At 41.8% G+C, this 17,845-nt stretch carries 16 protein-coding genes and 1 pseudogene; 2 read left to right on the top strand and 15 right to left on the bottom strand.

Features of this window, described 5'->3' with window-relative positions; all coding sequences use genetic code 11:
• Positions 1 to 13: 13 nt before the first annotated feature.
• From CA598_RS24510 to CA598_RS33095, 3 genes and pseudogenes are all read right to left on the bottom strand, one after another.
• Positions 14 to 934, bottom strand: coding sequence for a helix-turn-helix domain-containing protein (locus CA598_RS24510; protein WP_094869280.1), 921 nt, complete (start codon positions 932 to 934; stop codon positions 14 to 16).
• A 27-nt stretch (positions 935 to 961) separates the two neighbouring features.
• Complete coding sequence (locus CA598_RS24515) at positions 962 to 1,966, bottom strand: Gfo/Idh/MocA family protein (protein WP_094878213.1); 1,005 nt, start codon at positions 1,964 to 1,966, stop codon at positions 962 to 964.
• Positions 1,967 to 2,114: 148 nt separating this feature from the next.
• Positions 2,115 to 2,231: pseudogene (locus CA598_RS33095) on the bottom strand (GNAT family N-acetyltransferase); the annotation flags it as partial.
• A gap of 320 nt (positions 2,232 to 2,551) precedes the next feature.
• Between CA598_RS33095 and CA598_RS24525 the strand changes: the two are divergent.
• Together CA598_RS24525 and CA598_RS24530 are read left to right on the top strand one after the other, a co-directional pair.
• Complete coding sequence (locus tag CA598_RS24525) at positions 2,552 to 3,133, top strand: LysE family translocator (RefSeq protein WP_094878214.1); 582 nt, start codon at positions 2,552 to 2,554, stop codon at positions 3,131 to 3,133.
• Positions 3,134 to 3,151: 18 nt separating this feature from the next.
• Positions 3,152 to 3,925 carry an AraC family transcriptional regulator gene (locus CA598_RS24530; protein WP_094878215.1) on the top strand — a complete coding sequence of 258 codons (774 nt, stop codon included), beginning with the start codon at positions 3,152 to 3,154 and terminating at the stop codon, positions 3,923 to 3,925.
• A 27-nt stretch (positions 3,926 to 3,952) separates the two neighbouring features.
• On the opposite strand, the gene nagA is transcribed toward CA598_RS24530, so the two are convergent.
• The 12 genes from nagA to CA598_RS24590 all read right to left on the bottom strand — a co-directional run.
• The gene (gene nagA / locus CA598_RS24535; RefSeq protein WP_094878216.1) at positions 3,953 to 5,095 is read right to left on the bottom strand and encodes an N-acetylglucosamine-6-phosphate deacetylase; all 1,143 of its coding nucleotides are present in this window, start codon (positions 5,093 to 5,095) and stop codon (positions 3,953 to 3,955) included.
• 23 nt (positions 5,096 to 5,118) lie between these two features.
• The gene (locus CA598_RS24540; protein ID WP_094878226.1) at positions 5,119 to 5,904 is read right to left on the bottom strand and encodes a DeoR/GlpR family DNA-binding transcription regulator; all 786 of its coding nucleotides are present in this window, start codon (positions 5,902 to 5,904) and stop codon (positions 5,119 to 5,121) included.
• A 166-nt stretch (positions 5,905 to 6,070) separates the two neighbouring features.
• Positions 6,071 to 6,550, bottom strand: a complete 480-nt coding sequence (locus CA598_RS24545) for a DinB family protein (protein ID WP_094878217.1) — start codon at positions 6,548 to 6,550, stop codon at positions 6,071 to 6,073.
• A gap of 38 nt (positions 6,551 to 6,588) precedes the next feature.
• Positions 6,589 to 8,055 carry a protein adenylyltransferase SelO gene (locus tag CA598_RS24550; protein ID WP_094878218.1) on the bottom strand — a complete coding sequence of 489 codons (1,467 nt, stop codon included), beginning with the start codon at positions 8,053 to 8,055 and terminating at the stop codon, positions 6,589 to 6,591.
• A 196-nt stretch (positions 8,056 to 8,251) separates the two neighbouring features.
• Complete coding sequence (locus tag CA598_RS24555) at positions 8,252 to 9,541, bottom strand: L-cysteine desulfidase family protein (protein WP_094878219.1); 1,290 nt, start codon at positions 9,539 to 9,541, stop codon at positions 8,252 to 8,254.
• A gap of 111 nt (positions 9,542 to 9,652) precedes the next feature.
• Entirely contained in the window at positions 9,653 to 10,360 is a 708-nt protein-coding gene (locus CA598_RS24560) for a DNA alkylation repair protein (RefSeq protein ID WP_094878220.1), read from the bottom strand.
• A 160-nt stretch (positions 10,361 to 10,520) separates the two neighbouring features.
• Positions 10,521 to 11,351 (bottom strand): carbohydrate ABC transporter permease, encoded by an 831-nt coding sequence (locus CA598_RS24565; RefSeq protein ID WP_094878221.1) that lies wholly within the window; start codon positions 11,349 to 11,351, stop codon positions 10,521 to 10,523.
• Positions 11,352 to 11,366: 15 nt separating this feature from the next.
• Positions 11,367 to 12,272, bottom strand: coding sequence for a carbohydrate ABC transporter permease (locus tag CA598_RS24570; protein WP_094878222.1), 906 nt, complete (start codon positions 12,270 to 12,272; stop codon positions 11,367 to 11,369).
• Positions 12,273 to 12,373: 101 nt separating this feature from the next.
• Positions 12,374 to 13,786 (bottom strand): ABC transporter substrate-binding protein, encoded by a 1,413-nt coding sequence (locus tag CA598_RS24575; protein WP_094878223.1) that lies wholly within the window; start codon positions 13,784 to 13,786, stop codon positions 12,374 to 12,376.
• 178 nt (positions 13,787 to 13,964) lie between these two features.
• A complete protein-coding gene (locus CA598_RS24580) occupies positions 13,965 to 15,992 on the bottom strand; it encodes a DUF5107 domain-containing protein (RefSeq protein ID WP_094878224.1) in 2,028 nt (675 codons plus the stop codon).
• A gap of 114 nt (positions 15,993 to 16,106) precedes the next feature.
• Positions 16,107 to 17,486, bottom strand: a complete 1,380-nt coding sequence (locus tag CA598_RS24585; protein WP_094869265.1) for a carbohydrate ABC transporter substrate-binding protein — start codon at positions 17,484 to 17,486, stop codon at positions 16,107 to 16,109.
• Between the two features lie 22 nt (positions 17,487 to 17,508).
• Positions 17,509 to 17,845 (bottom strand): helix-turn-helix domain-containing protein (locus tag CA598_RS24590; RefSeq protein ID WP_179283758.1); only part of this gene is annotated, 337 nt, incomplete at its 5' end.

The raw sequence follows: 17,845 nt of genomic DNA on the forward strand, positions 1-17,845 counted from the left end.
TTCACCCTCACTTCTAATTAGTTTGTTTTGTATTTCGATAAGTTGCTGGCGTCATGCCTAAACGCTTGCGAAATACGATATGCAAATACGTTGCATTCGTAAATCCTTCGGATTGAGCGATTTGTTCGATCGGATAATTGCTTTCTTCAAGCTTACGGCAGACCGCTTTCAACCGGATATCCTCAAGCGCCCTACTGAAAGATTGTTCGGCGTTAACTTGTTTAAACACTCGCTGCAGCTGCCTTGAACTAATATTCAGCTTTTCAGCAACATTCTCCAAGGTAACGGCTCCTGAATAATTAGCTTCCATATATTGAATGGCATATTGGTACCGATAAGTTGACATATCTCTAACAGGCGCTTCTGTTCGAATTCCACCAGCATCATACGCTCTTACTGCCTTTAATAAAATGCTAATTACGAGATGTTTAATGGAAGTATAATATCCCGTTAATTTACCTTCACAAGCTTCATAGGCTTCAAGAAAACATTTCATAGCGCTGTGATAATCTTGTGCTGGAACTAGCGGTAACTGCTTTAGCTTCTGAACACAGGTCTCAGCCTCCGCAACCTCCCAAGGATCTACGTCCTCTCTGATCTTCTCTTTGATGTCCACATGTAGACACAGTTCTTCCATGGATTCTTCTGGATCCGCCTCTTGGCGATGCATGACACCCGGTCCGGTTAAATAGAGCATTCCCTCCGACAAAGGATATTGCAGATCGCCAAGAATAACTTCTCCCTTTCCTCGTGGAATAAAATGAAACTCGAACTCAGAATGATTATGGAAATCTATGACTCTTCCCGGCGGAAAAGAGATCAAATGAAATCTAAGAACTGTAATCTCGTAATGTCCCCATTGGATTGAAATATCCAATCTCTCGAGCATATCATGTTTCTCAAACATCATCTCATAGGGAAAGTTACTCAATATAACATCCTCCTGACAGGTGGAGACCGGTTAAGCGTCTAGATCTGCTAACCGAACCATACGAGCTTCTTTAGCAGAACGATTCGCCGCTTCCATTAATCTCGTAAGCTCCACAGCAATTTGAACATTCTCGGTGGCGAAAGTATCCTTTTGGATATGATTAACCCACTGATGGAATGCGCTTTCACGATTAGCATGTAGCGCTACTTCTTTCCATCCTTCCTCTTTGTCAGCGGATTTGTTACTTCTAAGGAGAAGCTTATCCTCTGGTGTTCCGTAAAGAAGAGTTCCTTCGGTTCCATGTACCTCGATGGTAAACGGCGAATGACTATTCACGAAACCAGCCTCGACCACACCAATTGCTCCTGAATTCGTAAATAATGTTACCACTGCATTATCTTCTACTTCCTTGCCCGTGACATAACCAAAATTAGCACTTACACCGGTCACCTCTTGACCTAAGAAAAGCTTCGTCAAATACATAGGATGACAGCCCAGATCAATCAAAGCTCCGCCACCACATTGTTCCAAGCTATAGAAATGATCGGGAAGCCAGTTTTCTGTAGCCCCATTATGGGATAAGCGTACTCTAACGTAGGTGATCTCTCCGAGCAGTTCTTGACTTAGAACTTCTTGAATCGTTAACGCGTATCCATCATTTAGACGTGGCAAGGATACGGTCAGCTTCACCTCGTTCTCTTCCACTGCGCTTATGATCTCTTCAACTTCTTTATGTGTAGGGGCAATTACTTTTTCCGTAAAAATATGTTTGCCCGCTTTAGCCGCAGCAACAATTACATCTCTATGCACATTGGTAGGCGCATCCACTATGACAGCATCTATATCCTCTTGCGCAAGTAGGTCCTCCAGTGAATCGAAAAAAGGAACATTTAAGCTTTCGGCAGCTTTTTTCCCACGCTCTGCATCTTCATCCCAAACCGCAGCCAATACTGTATCCTCATGTTCTTGAGCTTGCTTCGTATAGTCCCAAGCATGTACATGCCAATAGCTAATCTTACCAATTCTTATCGTCATTTGCTTGTGCCTCCTGTATATATGTTATTCTGACATCTACTAATAAAATATCACATAACAAAGCCCTTTATTAGTAGGAAAATGCGACATATACTATATAATATTACGACACGATCATTCGATATGATATACATTTTCCATTTTGAGGCTACCTTACATTACACAACCAAACCATATGATCGGAGTCGGGTCCCCAATAATCTTTTATAACCTTATAAGGCTCCCCAAATTTACGCTGCCACTTGATTTGTGCGCGTTTATAGCCAAAACCTTCCCATTGATTTTAGCGATAAAAAAATAAGTATCCGTGTTTGCCTGTTTCAGTGAAGATAGCGCCTTTTGCTTTTTATGATCGGTTTCACTTTGTATGTCCTCTTGTAAGTGACCTAATCCCTCTTTGTTAAAGGCATCTGATATTGATTCTTCAAAAACCCGGCATGTAGATACATTAATCACCCTCAGTGAGTGTACTAATAGTTAGATGCTTCGTCTTATTCATTATGTTGATCTCCTCTGCAATAATGTACTATAAACAATCAAGGTAGGAGGTTTATATTCATAAGACAACTTTTACTGGAGGTCATCATGAATATAATTTCCTTTCTTCTCTATTGCATTGTAGTTACATGTTCACCTGGTCCTGCCAATATTGTTATTCTTTCTTCCGTGCAACATTCAGGGGCTAAGAAAACCATGCGGTATGTATACGGGGCTACGATGGCTTTTGGGCTATTGCTTATCCTTTCTACCTTAATGAATCGTGTTCTGGTAGAGATCATCCCAAATATTCTGATCATTATGCAAGTCATTGGGAGTATATATATGCTCTACCTAGCTTACAAAATCTATAAGATGGGATCAATGGAAGACAAGCCTAATCCAAATGCCAATTTTCGCTCGGGTTTACTTATGCAGCTTGTGAATCCTAAAGTGCTCTTATTTACTTTAACAGTCATTCCCAGCTATGTAATGCCATTCTATACTTCTTCTCTTACCTTATTTATGTTTGTTATAATTATAACTGTGATCGGATTTTTTGCTTTTACGACATGGGTTGTATTCGGGGCAATCTTCAGAGCATTTCTGCTAAATCATCAAAAAGTTCTAAATACTCTGATGGCATTATTTTTAGTATACTCTGCCATTATGATATCGGGAATCCTATAAGTCTTGGAGGTTAAGAGCGTGGAGAGTTTCAACTATAAAAAGTCGGCAGATATCCTAACATTGTCAGCTAGCATGAGTGATTTCACTTATAAAAAACATTGCCATGAAGAATACGCTATTGGTGTCACCTTACGTGGCATTCAGCAATATAACCTTGAGGGTAGCTTGCAATCCTCTCATAAAAATGGCGTAATGCTATTTAATCGAGAGCAAACGCATGACGGCAATTCATATGATAAAGCAGGTATTGATTATGTCATGCTATATATCAAGCCAACCTTGATACAAGAGATCCTAGGAAAAAAAGAACTCCGCTTCTCCTCTCCCATCCTATATGATGACAAATTGGCACAGTGCATATTAGCGCTAAGTCATGCCATCCAGAATGGTAAAGAGGAGTCCTTATGCAGTGAGCTGTTGTTAAACCTGGTTCATGTTGTATCTAATACTGAACTAGTTACAGAGCACAGGATTAATAATAAATTTGTCAAAAAAGCAAAGGAAATGATGTACTGCAGTTTAGAACATGTATTGAAACTAGATGATCTCTGTAAAGAGTTTGGACTTTCCAAATATCAATTTATCCGAGAGTTTAAGACACATACTGGAATATCACCTTATCAATTTTTCTTAAATTGCAAGGTAGAGCATGCCAAGCAGTCCATTGAGAAAACTAAGGATATTTATGCCGCTGTAGTAGAGTGTGGATTTGTGGATTTAACTCATTTGAACCGGCATTTTAAAAGCGTGTTTGGCATAACCGCACATGAATACAGGTTACAGCTGCATTGAGCAGAAGTAACCTGTATTCATCATGATTTATAAAATTTGACCATCTACCATTGTCCAGCACACTATAAATTCATCATCCAAGAGGACCAGATCAGCATCAAAACCAGATGTTATTGTCCCCTTTTGTTGAAGTCCAAGAATATTGGCCGGCGTAGTTGAAGCCATCTTTACGGCGTCTAACAATGGAATCCCAGTTTCGACAGTATAACGTAAAGCTTCATTCATAGTCACTGTGCTTGAAGCTAGCGTTCCATCCTTCAGTCTCGCTACCCCCTCGGATACTGTAACATGATGGCCTCCGAACATATAATCCCCATCACCTAATCCCATAGCTTGCAGTGCATCTGTAATCAAGACCATTCCTTCTGGTCCTTTCAAGGTATGCATTAATCGAATAATTGCAGGGTGCAGATGGACGTTGTCCACAATCGCCTGAAGACTTACATGCTTCTCTTCAAAAGCAGCCACAATTACCCCTGGATCCCGATGATGGATAGACCGCATGCCATTAAAACAATGCGTAACATGACTTGCCCCCGACGCAAAGGCTTGTTTAGCTTCTTCATATGTGGCATCCGAATGAGCGATGGCTATAACTACACCCTTTTCTTTCAAAAAGGAAATGAGCTCCATCCCTCCCGGCAGCTCCGGAGCAATTGTAACCATCTTAATGAGTGAACCCGCTTCTTCAAAAATCAGGTTCATTTCCTCTAAGTTGGGGTGGCGTAGATATTTTTCGTTCTGCATTCCTTTTCGCTTCGGATTCAAGTAAGGTCCTTCTAAATGAATACCTGCGATCTTTGCGCCCACTTCATGTCCAATCACACGCTTGACACTACGAATCATTTCTAAAAGATCTTCTAGCGTAGAACTCACTGATGTAGCCAAAAATGAGGTACAGCCAGATGAAGCACAAGCACTTGAGACCTCTTGAATACTCTTTTCCGTACCGTCCATCATATCGAAGCCATTGGCGCCATGAATATGAACATCTATCATCCCGGGTACTAACAAATGTCCACCACCATCGATCCGTTCATGTTGTCCCTCTGGAATCGAAAGATCCTCTGTATCTATCTTCATAATTTTCCCTTCAGAAATCCACACATTAGCCGCTGGGACAATACGATTCTGAAGCGCCACTTGTACATTTTGCAGAATATAAGACATAAATATCCTCCTCTGTTTCGTTATCAGTCTTGCTCTCGAGCCTCTTCAGTTTCTTCTGGACATTCAATTACTGTGATGTTCTTCTGATCTAGAATTTCTCTGATCTCACTTGGGAGTTCCCGATCGGTAATTAGAATGTCAACGAACTCAAAGTCTAAACGGAAAAATGATTTGCCAATAAATTTGGTGTGATCAGCCACTAAAATGACTTGATCTGATCTTCGGGCCATTTCTCTCTTCACCCGCACATCTTCTTCATATGGATAGTAGAGTCCATCAGCACAGATCGCGGATGCTCCAATAAAGGCTTTATCAGCACGGATTTCACTAAGTTTATCGATAATAGAAGGGCCATATAACAGGCGGTTTTTCACATTCAAGTAACCACCAAGAACATAAATTTGCAGATCCTCCCGTTTGGACAAGATCCCTACATTATCAATCGAGTGCGTGACCACCGTAATATCCTTCGCGCTGATCTGTTCTGCTACAAACTGCACGGTGGTAGATACATCTAAAATCACAGTCTCATGATCTTGGATAAGCTGCGCCGCAGCCTTTCCTATCCTCTGTTTACTCTCAGATTCATCGATCAAACGATCCTGATAAGATAACAATTCTTTTTGTAACTCAGGTAACGATACCCCTCCATGCGTTCGGATCACAACACCTTCTTGTACTAATCTAACAATATCCCTACGTGCGGTATCTCTGGATACATCAAATTGCGTACAGATCTCTTGAACACTCATCGATTGGTGTTGTTTCAAATATTCGAGTATTTTTAACAATCTCTCCTCTTGAAACATCATGTATGCACCTCCTAAAGTCATCATAAGTTATTAATTAAGTATTTACAAGCATTATATATGTGATTATAAGTATTTATAAGTATTTTCACACAACTTATTTTCATTGATATTCGCAAAAAAAGACGTTAGCCAGATGAATGTACATCTGTTAACGTCCTTCAATTCATTTCATAGTGCGATTCCAATTCTTTTGAATCTTTCGAATAAAAACGATTTGCCCCACGTGATATGCGTTATGTGTTGTCACATTGCCTATTACTTCCCACCACTGACTGCCTCGGAATTCTTGAACATCGGCATCCAATTGTTCCTTTGTAATCAGTTCCTGCCAACGTAAAAGAACTTCTAAGAGTTGTTGCTGAAGCTCTTGGAACGTTACTCCTTTTGCAACGACAAAGGTATTATTGTTATCCACTGAAGGAACCGCATGGATACTCTTTTCTTTATACCTTGTTTGCCAAGTTTCATTCCAGTAGAGCAGATGCTGCACTATCTCAGTAATACTATTGCTTTCTTCCGTTACTTTCCAAAAAGCTTCTTCTTCGCTTAAGTCTTTTATGGCTACCTCAAAGGGCACATACCAACTTGGATCATTCGCATTAGCTAGCAACTGGTTAGCCAGAACATCATATGCATGAAACATTCTTACTTCACCTCATTATTTAGATCATTATCAGCAAATCAGGTACCGCAGAAGGTTCGATATGGACGTGCTGATTCCTTAGGTAGTGCCGAGTATTCATCCTGTTCAGAGGAATAAGCGTAAGGGTTGGAAAGAGCTTTAAGCAATCGCTCCATCACACTGTAATCTTCCTGTTGTACTGCCGCTTGGAGTGCTTCTTCTACCCTGTGGTTCCGCGGAATGATCGCAGGATTACTATTGCGCATTAGCTGTATCGAAACCTCCTTCGATTGCTGCTGTCTGCTAAGTCTAGCCTTCCATAACTCCTGCCACTTCGTAAATTCCGCTGCACCAAACAGAGCGGTTTCTTCCAGCTTTTCTAAAGTTAGGGCACGGAAGGTATCGGTATAGTCCGCCCGATACTTCTGCATCAAATCCAGCAAATCTTCAATTAGCGCTACATCCTCTACCTCTTCGTTGAAGATTCCGAGCTTCGCCCTCATACCTGTGAGCCAATGATGGTAAGACCGCTCTTTAAAATCTGCAATTTCCTCTTCAGCGAGCCGAATCGCCTGTTCCTGATCATCAGCCAGCAATGGCAGGAGAGTCTCCGCGAATCTCGCGAGATTCCAAGAGGCAATGCCCGGTTGATTGCCATAGGCATAACGACCCTGCTGGTCAATGGAACTGAATACCGTTTCTGGATGATACACATCCATGAAGGCGCAAGGACCATAATCAATCGTTTCTCCGCTAAGCGCCATGTTGTCGGTGTTCATCACTCCGTGAATAAATCCTACCAGCTGCCACTTGGCAATCAATTCAGCCTGACGTCCAATCACTTCCCGAAGCAGGAAAAGATAACGATTCTCCTTAGAATCAACTTCCGGATAATGTCTTTGTAATGTATAATCTGCCAGAGTACGGAGATCCTCAACAGTACCCCACGCTGCAACATATTGGAAGGTACCCACCCGTAGATGACTTGCAGCAACCCGGGTCAGAATAGCACCAGGCTGCTCTGTTTCTCGAATGATCGTTTCTCCAGTAGTTACCACTGCCAAGCTGCGAGTGGTGGGAATACCCAAGCTATGCATGGCTTCGCTAATGATATATTCACGCAGCATCGGTCCGAGTCCGGCTCGGCCATCGCCACCACGAGAATAGGGTGTTCTTCCCGCACCCTTAAGCTGAATGTCTACGCGGTCACCTTGGGGTGTGATCTGCTCACCAAGAAGCGCAGCTCGGCCGTCACCTAACATGGTAAAATGTCCGAATTGATGTCCAGCATACGCTTGAGCAAGCGACACAGTACCTTCAGGGACTTCATTCCCTGCAAGATACTGAACACCATCCTTACTATGTAGTGCTGTACTATTCAGCCCTAAGGTAGCAGCCAATGGTTCATTTAAAATAACTAACTCCGGCTTACGCACAGGAGTTGGTTTAATCCTTGTAAACATGGATTCCGGCAGATGAGCATAACTGTTCTCAAAGTTCCATCCTATATCTATCTTCTCCGTCATAATATCTCCTTTTTATACCATCAGTTTATGCCTTTATGATCTCAGAATAAATTATGTTAAAATTTAATGCAAATCTTCGCAATGACAAATACCCTTACTGAATAGATAAAAAGACCGTCCAGTCTCCTGCCATTCATGTAGGGAACCGGATGGTCTTATATTATGATGTTCTAACCTGTTATTACCTTAAAGGAAGCTAATTCGCTCCGCCTTTGGAGAGCATGATATTTAGAATGGTCTTGTCAGTATCCGCCAGACCTTCCTGAACCAGTCGCTCCATGTTGCGGATAGTATCTTCCACCTCTTCGAAAATAACTCCATCCTTGGTCGTAGGAGCAATATTGTTCATCGCCAGTGTGGCTGCCTGAATCGCCGTATTAGTGGAGGTAGATATCTTCAGCGCACAGGTTGAATTTGCACCGTCGCAAATCATGCCTGATAAAGAGGCTATCGTATTCTGTATCCCATGCTTGATCTGCTCAAGAGTGCCGTCCATGAGATAAATGATCCCGCTATTCGCTCCAACTCCACCTGCAATTCCTGAACCACATAAAGGCGACAACCGCCCGATATAATGCTTGATATGCACAGTGACCAGATTACTTAGTGCAAGCGCCCGAGCCAGCGTCTCTTCCTCCTTACCAAGTAATTCCGCCAAAGAAATAACGGGAAGCGTACAGGCAATGCCTTGATTACCGCTGCCCGCTGTTGTCATCACAGGCATTGCGCTGCCATCCATACGAGCATCTGAAGCCGCAGCAGTGGCCGCTATTATTTTGTTCGCTACATCATTGCCGAACAAATTCACAGCTGATTGCTGATTCATCTTCTTCCCTACTTGCAACCCATAATCGCCCCGGAGTCCCTCTTCGGAAATCGCTTTGTTCATCCGGGCGCCTTCCAAGAGGAAGCTAAGGTCTGAAAATGGAGCCGTAGTTATAAACTCGAATATCCGATCTACAGAGCCTTCATAGGCTTCAGTATCAGAAAGTCCAGGCTTGCCACAATCTGCTTTAGACTTCTTAGGTGTCACTTTTTTCCCGTCCAGAGCCAGATATTCTATATTAGTGTGTTCTTTAGCAAGGATGGCAGTCGCTGTATGATTCTCTGTCTTCACCTGTGCTTCAATATATAACTTCTCAGGAGTGTCCATTATCTCCACTTTTAGTAGCTTTCGATCAAGCAGGTCATTGGCCAGCTTTAGCTCATCCTGAGTCAGGCCTGATAGAATTTCCAGCTCCTTGTGCGAACGTCCGACCACCGCACCGAGGGCTGCTGCGATAGGAAGACCTGTCTGGCCTGTCCCAGGGATGCCCACTCCCATTGCATTTTTAATAATATTACCGCTGAGATGCAGCTGAATCCCCGTTATTTCTTCCTCGAGAAGCTCTGCCGCCAAGGAGACGGCATACGCAACTGCGATCGGCTCTGTACAGCCTTCTGCCGGTACGACTTCCTTGTGCAAAATTTCCAATAAGTTGCCCATGTATGCTTTTCCCCCTTCTCTCTCCCACTTGGAGTCATTTCTATATAGTAACGCAGAGTGAAGTTTCAGGGAATCCTTTTTCCTTTTTCTTCTCTAGAAGCTTCTGCTAGATCAACATCTTACATGCTTACGTTTAAAACCAAGCTGAGCTTTGTCGACTGCTTTTTGAATATTTGCGTACGCGTGAATCAATTTACTTTTTGCCTTATCCTTATCAACTTCAATGGGCCCTACAGTTCTTGCGGTTTCACTGGCCTTATCATGAAGTGGCGAATAAGATATGGCCACTGTGTACATGAAGTTGTTCATTGCGTATTGGGTACGTTCTGGAGAATCATGAATCGTATTTTCCACCATCTCAAGCATACCGGCAAGCTTGCTTTCGGAAAACTCAACATCCGGCCGACTGCCAAGCAGCCAGCAGTAACAGCTCCAGCCCGCTGACATTCTCAGCTCTTCACCGCTCGCAATCCATTTATCGGCAACTTGTTGTGCAATATCTGCTTCTGCCAAGGTTACTGCCACTACAAAGTCGGACAGCATATAAAAATAAGCCGCATCCATCCATCGGTCATAATCCGCTTCCGTCATTGCATTGGGATCAGCAATGATGCCGGCAAAATACATGGCATCATAGTTCCCTGTCGCGTAAAGTTCCTCAGCCAATGGCTGATTTATTTTTGTTTTCTTGAAGATTGGCTTCATTGCTCCGGTAGCCACGCCAAATAGCGGTTCCTTTGCTCCATTAGATATATATATTTTCTTAGTTCGTTCCTTGCCAAGCGCTTCCAGCTCCTGCATGACCATCTCTAGATCCACTATTTAACACTTCCTTTTTCAAAGTTCTCTCCCAAGCTATCTTAGGTTTGTACTAGTTAAAGAAAGTGTACTGTATGGGTTTCCTTGTCGCAAGTTGAGTTTCTGAAGAAATCCTTATGGGTGCGCAAATAACCACCTATATTACTAGGTGGTTACTACCTCAACCTTTTACAGAACCGATTGTAATTCCAGCAACAATCTTTCTGGACACAAGAAGATAAAGTATAAACGTGGGCAAAAATACCAGAAGTGATGCAGCAAAAATACCCGAATAATTACCAGTATTCGTATATCCTACTACGATGGATTGAAGCGCTAATGCTATTGGATGTCGATCCGGATTATTTGCAAAGATCAGAGCATAAAAATATTCATTCCAAATCCCCATCACATTAAAAATCGTTAACGTCAAAATACCGGCCTGTGCCATAGGTAAGATGATTTTGATAAAAGCTTTAATCGGCCCACATCCATCGATCGCTGCTGATTCCTCCAGTTCTTTCGGAATGGATGCAAAGAACCCTGTAAGCAAAAATACAGCAAAAGGGACATTCGTAAAAATGTATACAAAGATTAACGTAAATGTTGAGCCTGTTAAATTCAATGAATAAAATAACGAAAACAATGGAATAGAAATCAGTAGCCCCGGAACCGATAATGCCGAGATAAACATTAAATCAACTAACCGTTTTCCCCTAAACTGAATTCGTCCCAATATATAAGCAGCCGGAGCTGCAACAACAATAATACCTACGCAAGAGGTTACCGTGTAAACTAGACTGTTCAAAAAGTACAATCCGATCTTCGTTTCTTCGAATAATCGGGTATAGTTGGAAAAATGAAATCCGCTCGCCAGTAGTTTGTTCGTAAATATCTCTCTTGTCGTGCTGAGTGAAGCAAGGAATGCGTATCCAAAAATAATAACTGTAAAGATAAGCCAGACTACTAATGGAATATATCGAATGATTCGAGTGATTGAGTGAAGACGCATATTGTCTCCTCCTTCCTAGTATTCTAAACGATCCTTCCTAAACAACAGACCAATCAAGAAGGAAAAGCCAATAATTGCAACAGTAATCAATACACCAATTGCAGCCCCTGCTCCAACATTGAAAGCTTGCGTATCAGAAATTCTCTCCCCACCAAATACCTTCAAGTACATATAATAGCCAGGAGTCATCGTATGTGGATCATTTCTCCCGAAGATGGAAGACCATACAAAGAAGTTAATGGCTGTAACCGTCCATAACACCAGTGTGGTCTTAAACACATCACGGAGTAACCGAAGAGTAATATGGAAGAACTGATATAACGTGTTTGCTCCTTCCAATAATGCTGCTTCGTAGTAATCATTAGGAATCCGATCCATGGCCGCGCCTAGAATTAATAAGAAATAACCAATGGATCCAAAACAAAAAGCGATCAGCATGGATAAAAATAAATGCTGGTCATCCGTCCATTGAATATTGGCTAACTGTTCAAGTCCAAGAAGGCGAAATACATGTGTCAACAATCCAAAGGTCGGATTATACACATACTGAAGCCATATTACTGACATGACAACAACAGATACAGTATTAGGCAGGTAAATCAAGGCTCTCCAGAAGCCTTTGAAACGAACGCCAGAGGAAATAAGCACTGAGAAGAAAAAAGCCATAACGAAAACAATGAGTCCACCAATAATCCAAATCTTAAGCACATTTAATGAAGAATTTAAAAAATAGGAATTATGAAATAACCCCCAGTAATTGTCTAGACCAATAAATTTCCATTCACTGATACTACTATTTATATTAGATATCTCGTAAAAGCTCATAAACACTGCCCGCAAGGTTGGATAAAAAAAGATCGACATATAAACCAGGATAGCAGGCAGAAGGAATAGCATGATAATCGGTTTACTAATTCTCATCTTTGTATCCCCCGCATCATAAAGTGCAATTTATTCTTTCTTATACTCTAAATAATCTATATGCAGCTGCCGCTATTGACCGCCACATATAGACTACAGTTTTATTTACCGGCGTAGAATTTCTTAGCTTCCGCACTTAGCTTCGGCCCAAATTCTTCTGGCTTCAGTTTGCCAGTGATAAGTTCCATGAAGGTAGGTACAATGGTAGCAAGCGTAAAGTCGCCTCCATCACCAATACCTCCACCCCAAGGCATATTTTCTTTTGCATTTAGAAAAGCAGCCTCTGCTTCTGCAAGCATCGCAGGCCATTCAGAATCAATGGTTGCTGGGATCGCAAGTGCATCCTTCGCCATTTTTTCTTGTATCTGCTTACTAACGATATGTTTGATAAGTTCAAAAGCAGCTTTTGCATCCTTGCTTGATTTATTAATGAACATCCCTTGAGATCCAAAGATCAGCCCTTTTTTTCCACCTTTACCGTTTCCATTTGGAACATCCGGGAATTGAAACGTGCCCCATTTGAAATCTGGTCCTGAGGTGGCAAGCACTTCATTCGGAAGCCATGTTCCATTTAGATAAGCGGCAGACCCACCAAGCACGAGATCCTGCTGAGCCGCAGGATATTTACTTCCAGCAATTTTATTAGAGAAAAAACCTTTAGCGTTTAAATTAGCCATATCTTTAGCGAATTGAAGAATGATTGGATCATTCCACATCTCACCGGTCTTATCTTGCACAAGCTGGCTTACCCAATCTGCCCCCATCGCATTTGCCAGATAAGATCCAATAAATAAGTCCCGATATGCGTCATCAAAGGTAAGCGGTGCTGAACCTGCTGCTTTGATTTTTTCAGCATCTGCAAGAAACTCTTCCCAAGAGGCAGGTGCTTTTGTTATCCCAGCCTTCTCATACACTTCCTTGTTATAGAAAAAGAGTACTGCATACGGTTGCTGCGGAATCGAATAAATACCTTCTTCTAAACCGTACTTTGTGGATAGCGATTGTATCCAGCTTAATAAGCTTGGAATTATTGAATCCTTTACTGACTTGCCTTCCATTCCGATGGACGGCTCCGCAAGCAAATCATCAAGCTTCATAACGTAATCTTTCATGCCTTGAATACCAGCTGGGCTACCTGGATCGGCTTCCCAGATATCAATTTGCTCTCCTCCATCCAAAGCAGGCTTGATCAATTTTAAGATATCACGACCGGTAAACTTCAGATCCACTTCAACTTCTGGATTAGCTGCCTTGAATTCAGCAACGGCTGACTCAATAACCTTCGCTTGTGGTTCTGTGCTGCTCCACATCGACCAGAATACTACCTTACCTTCTAGTCCAGAAGCTTTAACTTCGGTGGTAGCCTCAGTTGTAGCTGTAGGGGTGTTCTCCTTAGTTGCTTCAGGCGGGGCAGCATTGTTCGTTGTATTGCTTGATCCACAACCAGCCAATAACGTTAGTACCATCGACATAGCAAGCAACAAACCGGTGAGCTTCTTTTGTCTTTTTTTCACGTGTGTAGCATCCCCCTCTAATATGAAAGTGCTTTCACAAGTAAGTATATAACGAAGCAAGTCAGGTCTAACATCGACGATATTGAACAAAGCATGCACAATTTTATCTAAATTTTAATCACCTTCAGCATCCTAAAAAAGAGAGCTTCGATTAAAATCATCGAAACTCTCTCTTCGTTTAAGCGCCAATTATTCTAAAATCAATGTTATTAGGCGGTGGATATAGGGTGATGGCTTCCTTCATTAATTCTTCAGATAATACAGTATTTCGGCTCTCCGCTAGCTTTTTAGCTTGAAATTCATACCACAGCTCCACAATCGTAACTTCGCCCTCACGAATCACAGCAAATTCTTTCTGGAATAAGTTTAATAGGAATTCATTATGATCCAACGCCTGAGCAGCAGCTCCAATAATAATTTGGAGACGATCACTTTGCCTGAACTCTACAGGAAGTGATTCATAAACACTCCAAGCCTTAGCAAATTGTTTATTTCTAATTAACATGCTAATGTACTCATCTGCAAATGCACTGTCTGGAAAGCCATTGTACAAAGAATACGCCAGTTCATAATAGACCAGAGCCTGATCTGCCTCTCCTCTCTGTTCAGAGGTAATCGCCAGATTACGATAAACCCAAGCAGACGGCTGCAATTCAAGCGATTGATGCCATGCAGTTATAGCTTGGTCTTCCATTCCATACTCATAGAGCATAATGCCGTAATGCAAGTAGGAAGTCCACGTTTGATTATCTGCATCCCCTAGACTGGTACGAAGCAATTCCATCCATTCTTCTTGGACCATCCAAGAGGCCGGAATATCTTGCACATCTCCCTCTGGCAAGCCTCCCTCTTGTAACAGGGCTAACCATGGAAGCTGCGGTGCTGCAATACTGGATTTCAAGAATAGACATCCATCCGGAATAGACCTTTCAGCATGGGCCTTTCTGCGAATGTCCTCGAGTGCTCCCCAGCCTGAGCCTGAGTGCAATAGTTCTGATGGTGTTAAATTAGCATAAGCTTGCAACTTCTCATGAAGAATATACACCTCATCTTCTTGCAATTGTTCATTGACTTGCGTTTCAATAAAATCCCGAGCCTCAGACCAGTCGCTTTGATTTGCCTTATGTGCATCCACCTGAGTAACACCGAATATTTGAGTGAAATCCCATATTGAATTTGCAGGCATGTCTAGTCCATGCATCTGTGTTGGAGCAAGCCCAGCTTGTATCTCAATATAATTACCTTCGCCTGGCTTCGCTAAGAAATCGCACCATCTTCTACCACCTGCATGGTTGCCCCAGCAAAATAACTTACGATATCTTAAGAGGCTAGTCGAACGTTCGTAGAATAAACTACCATCCTCATAGGCAATCGCTTCCCACGGGGATTTATAATCTGCCTCTGTCTGAAAAAAATACTCGTTAGAGAAGGGAATTCTCATTGGATATGACGAGTCTTCATTTGGAACTGAAGGAAGCACTGGCAAATCTCCCAATCCAAACCCCTTCACTTGATGATCAATATAGATAACCTTACTAGTGGATGAGAATACTCTTGATTGCAAAGTTTCCGGTGCTGCAATATTTGTCCAATAATACATAGGAACCGACGCTTCGTTATCATTAATGATTCTTACATAGACAGAGAGCTCCTTTGCCCCTTGAGGAAGATGAAAATCAATCTGCCAAAAAATGTTTTTACAACGCTCATATTCATAAATTCTTAGAAATTCATTGCCCTTATCATCCATCAATTTGGCAGCATGTACGGGAGATGCGGTCGTAAAGGTGTGACCTACCTGTCCCACATTCCATTCGATTCCTCCAGAGAACCAAGCATTAAGAATAGCTAAATTAGCCGGTTGAAAGACAGGGTTTGTATACAATATATCTTTGTTCGTACGTTTATCTTTAAGCGAATAGAGTCTACCTCCATACTCAGGTAAAAAGACTGCTTTTAAGATGTCATTTTCCAATACAATCGACTTCATAACCAGCAGTTTTCTTTCACGTGTATACCGATCCTGCATGCGATAAGGTAAATATCTCCCACCTGTATGTTCACCCAGCTGCTGTCTCAATTCTGGAGTAAGTGTACCATTATCCCCTACTTTAGTATGATGGTCTCTGTTTCTGAACATTGGAAGAGGATTCTCTCCTTCTAATAATGCACCTTCAAGAGTTAATGTTGAAATGACCACACTCATTCACGTCACATCCAATCCCATATAGTTAATCCAATTTTACACTGCTAAATACTAAAGCTACCATTAACAGAATTGAACAAAACCTGTACGATTTAGGACACGGAATAAACAGGTTTATTCTTTAGAAGAACTTAATTCCCGCACACTCTTGGTTATTTTCTCAACCTCATCTTGCCACTGTTTAACAGTCAGCGTATTGCTCATTAGGCCAGTTATGGGGTTCCATATTGCCTCTACGTCTTTGATGACTAGCTGCGATGCTTGTTTCCATTGAAAAACAATCGGCGCTACATCTTTTTGAGATATTTGAACGGAATCATAGAATATTGGAGAAGTGTATGGCTTTACGATTTCCAGACCATTTTTAACCGTGACTATCCCTTTGGATTTCTCCGCATTTAATTGAACGATATCATCATTGTATTGATAACGCAGGAACTCCTTGGCAAGTTCAATATTCTTCGCCTTGGCGGGAATAAACAGGCTATCCAAATAGGACATGACATACCTCTGATCCCCCTTATTGAACACTGGTGGTGCGAGAAAACCAAATTCGAAGCCTTCTTCGCGTGGAGTGCCTTTCATTTCATTCTCTATCCATATTCCGCAAGGAATGAACAATGCCTTACCTTGTAGAAAAGCAGCCTGTGCTTGCGTATGGCTTAATTTAACGGTTCCTGGCATGACATAACCTTTTTGTGCAATAGCACTTAACACCTCGGCTATTCGCCTGACGGAATCGGACCTAAATGCATCCTTCTCATAATTTTCCGCCTTCCAGACGTCTTCCATCCCCCCCACAGATGCCACCGACGGCCAGAAAATAGACTCTAAATAACCCGGGAACAAACCTTGGTAGGTGAATAGTGATCTTCCATCCTTCTTAGCGAGCTCACCTAACTTCAAGAATTCATCCCATGTCTCTGGGAGCTTCCAGCCTTTTTTCTCAAAAAGAGTCTTGTTATAGATTAGCCCCATTGGAGAGGTATAGAACGGTGCAGCATAAATTTTCCCATCCCCTAAGGGATTAGCATAATCTAAAATACCATCCAGCATTTTATTCTTAAGCGGTACTTGATTATCGAGAGCATTCCCTTCAAATACATCCGTCAAATCAAGTAATAATTTATCTCTCAACATTTCTTCAATCATACCTGTCGTCTCACTCTGTGAGATATAAATGATATCGGGTGGATTGCCAACGGCGATTTGCGGTTTAAGTATTTCCATGATCTTAGGGCTTGAAGTCAAATTAACAGTTACCCCTGGATAGTCTGATTCAAATTGTTGTTTCACCGCGAGCCAATAATCCTTTCCTTGCCCTCCCTCAAATACAGCTAAGTTCAGAATTTTGTTCGCAAACTCGTGTTTCACTTGGGAGGATTGCATTTTGTTCAGGCTCGAATCCGAAGGAGTACATCCTGCGCTAGCCCATAATAATAGGATCACACCTGCGAATATTAAACTATTTTTAATAGATTCCACATATTTCATAACAGGTGTCTCCTCCTTGGACTTATTTAGTTGCGAGTAATTTCTTACGGAAATCTGAAGGACTAAGCCCTACGATCTTCTTAAATACTCGATTAAAATAAAACGGATCATCTATCCCCACCTGTGAAGCCACCTCTTTTATCCTCGTATCCGGAAGCTTTAACAATTCAATCGCTTTATTGATTTTTAGTTCATTCATATATTGAACAATGCTTCTACCCGTATCTTGCTTAAATACACGACATAAGTAATTAACATTCATATTTACTTCTTGAGCGAGACGGTCAAGCGTTATTTTATTCTCAACATTCTCTTGCAGAATCGGCTGATTATGTGCATGTTTTTTTAGGCGATTAATT

It is taken from the genome of Paenibacillus sp. VTT E-133291 (genome assembly GCF_002264395.1).
Classification (GTDB): domain Bacteria; phylum Bacillota; class Bacilli; order Paenibacillales; family Paenibacillaceae; genus Paenibacillus_AQ; species Paenibacillus_AQ nitricinens.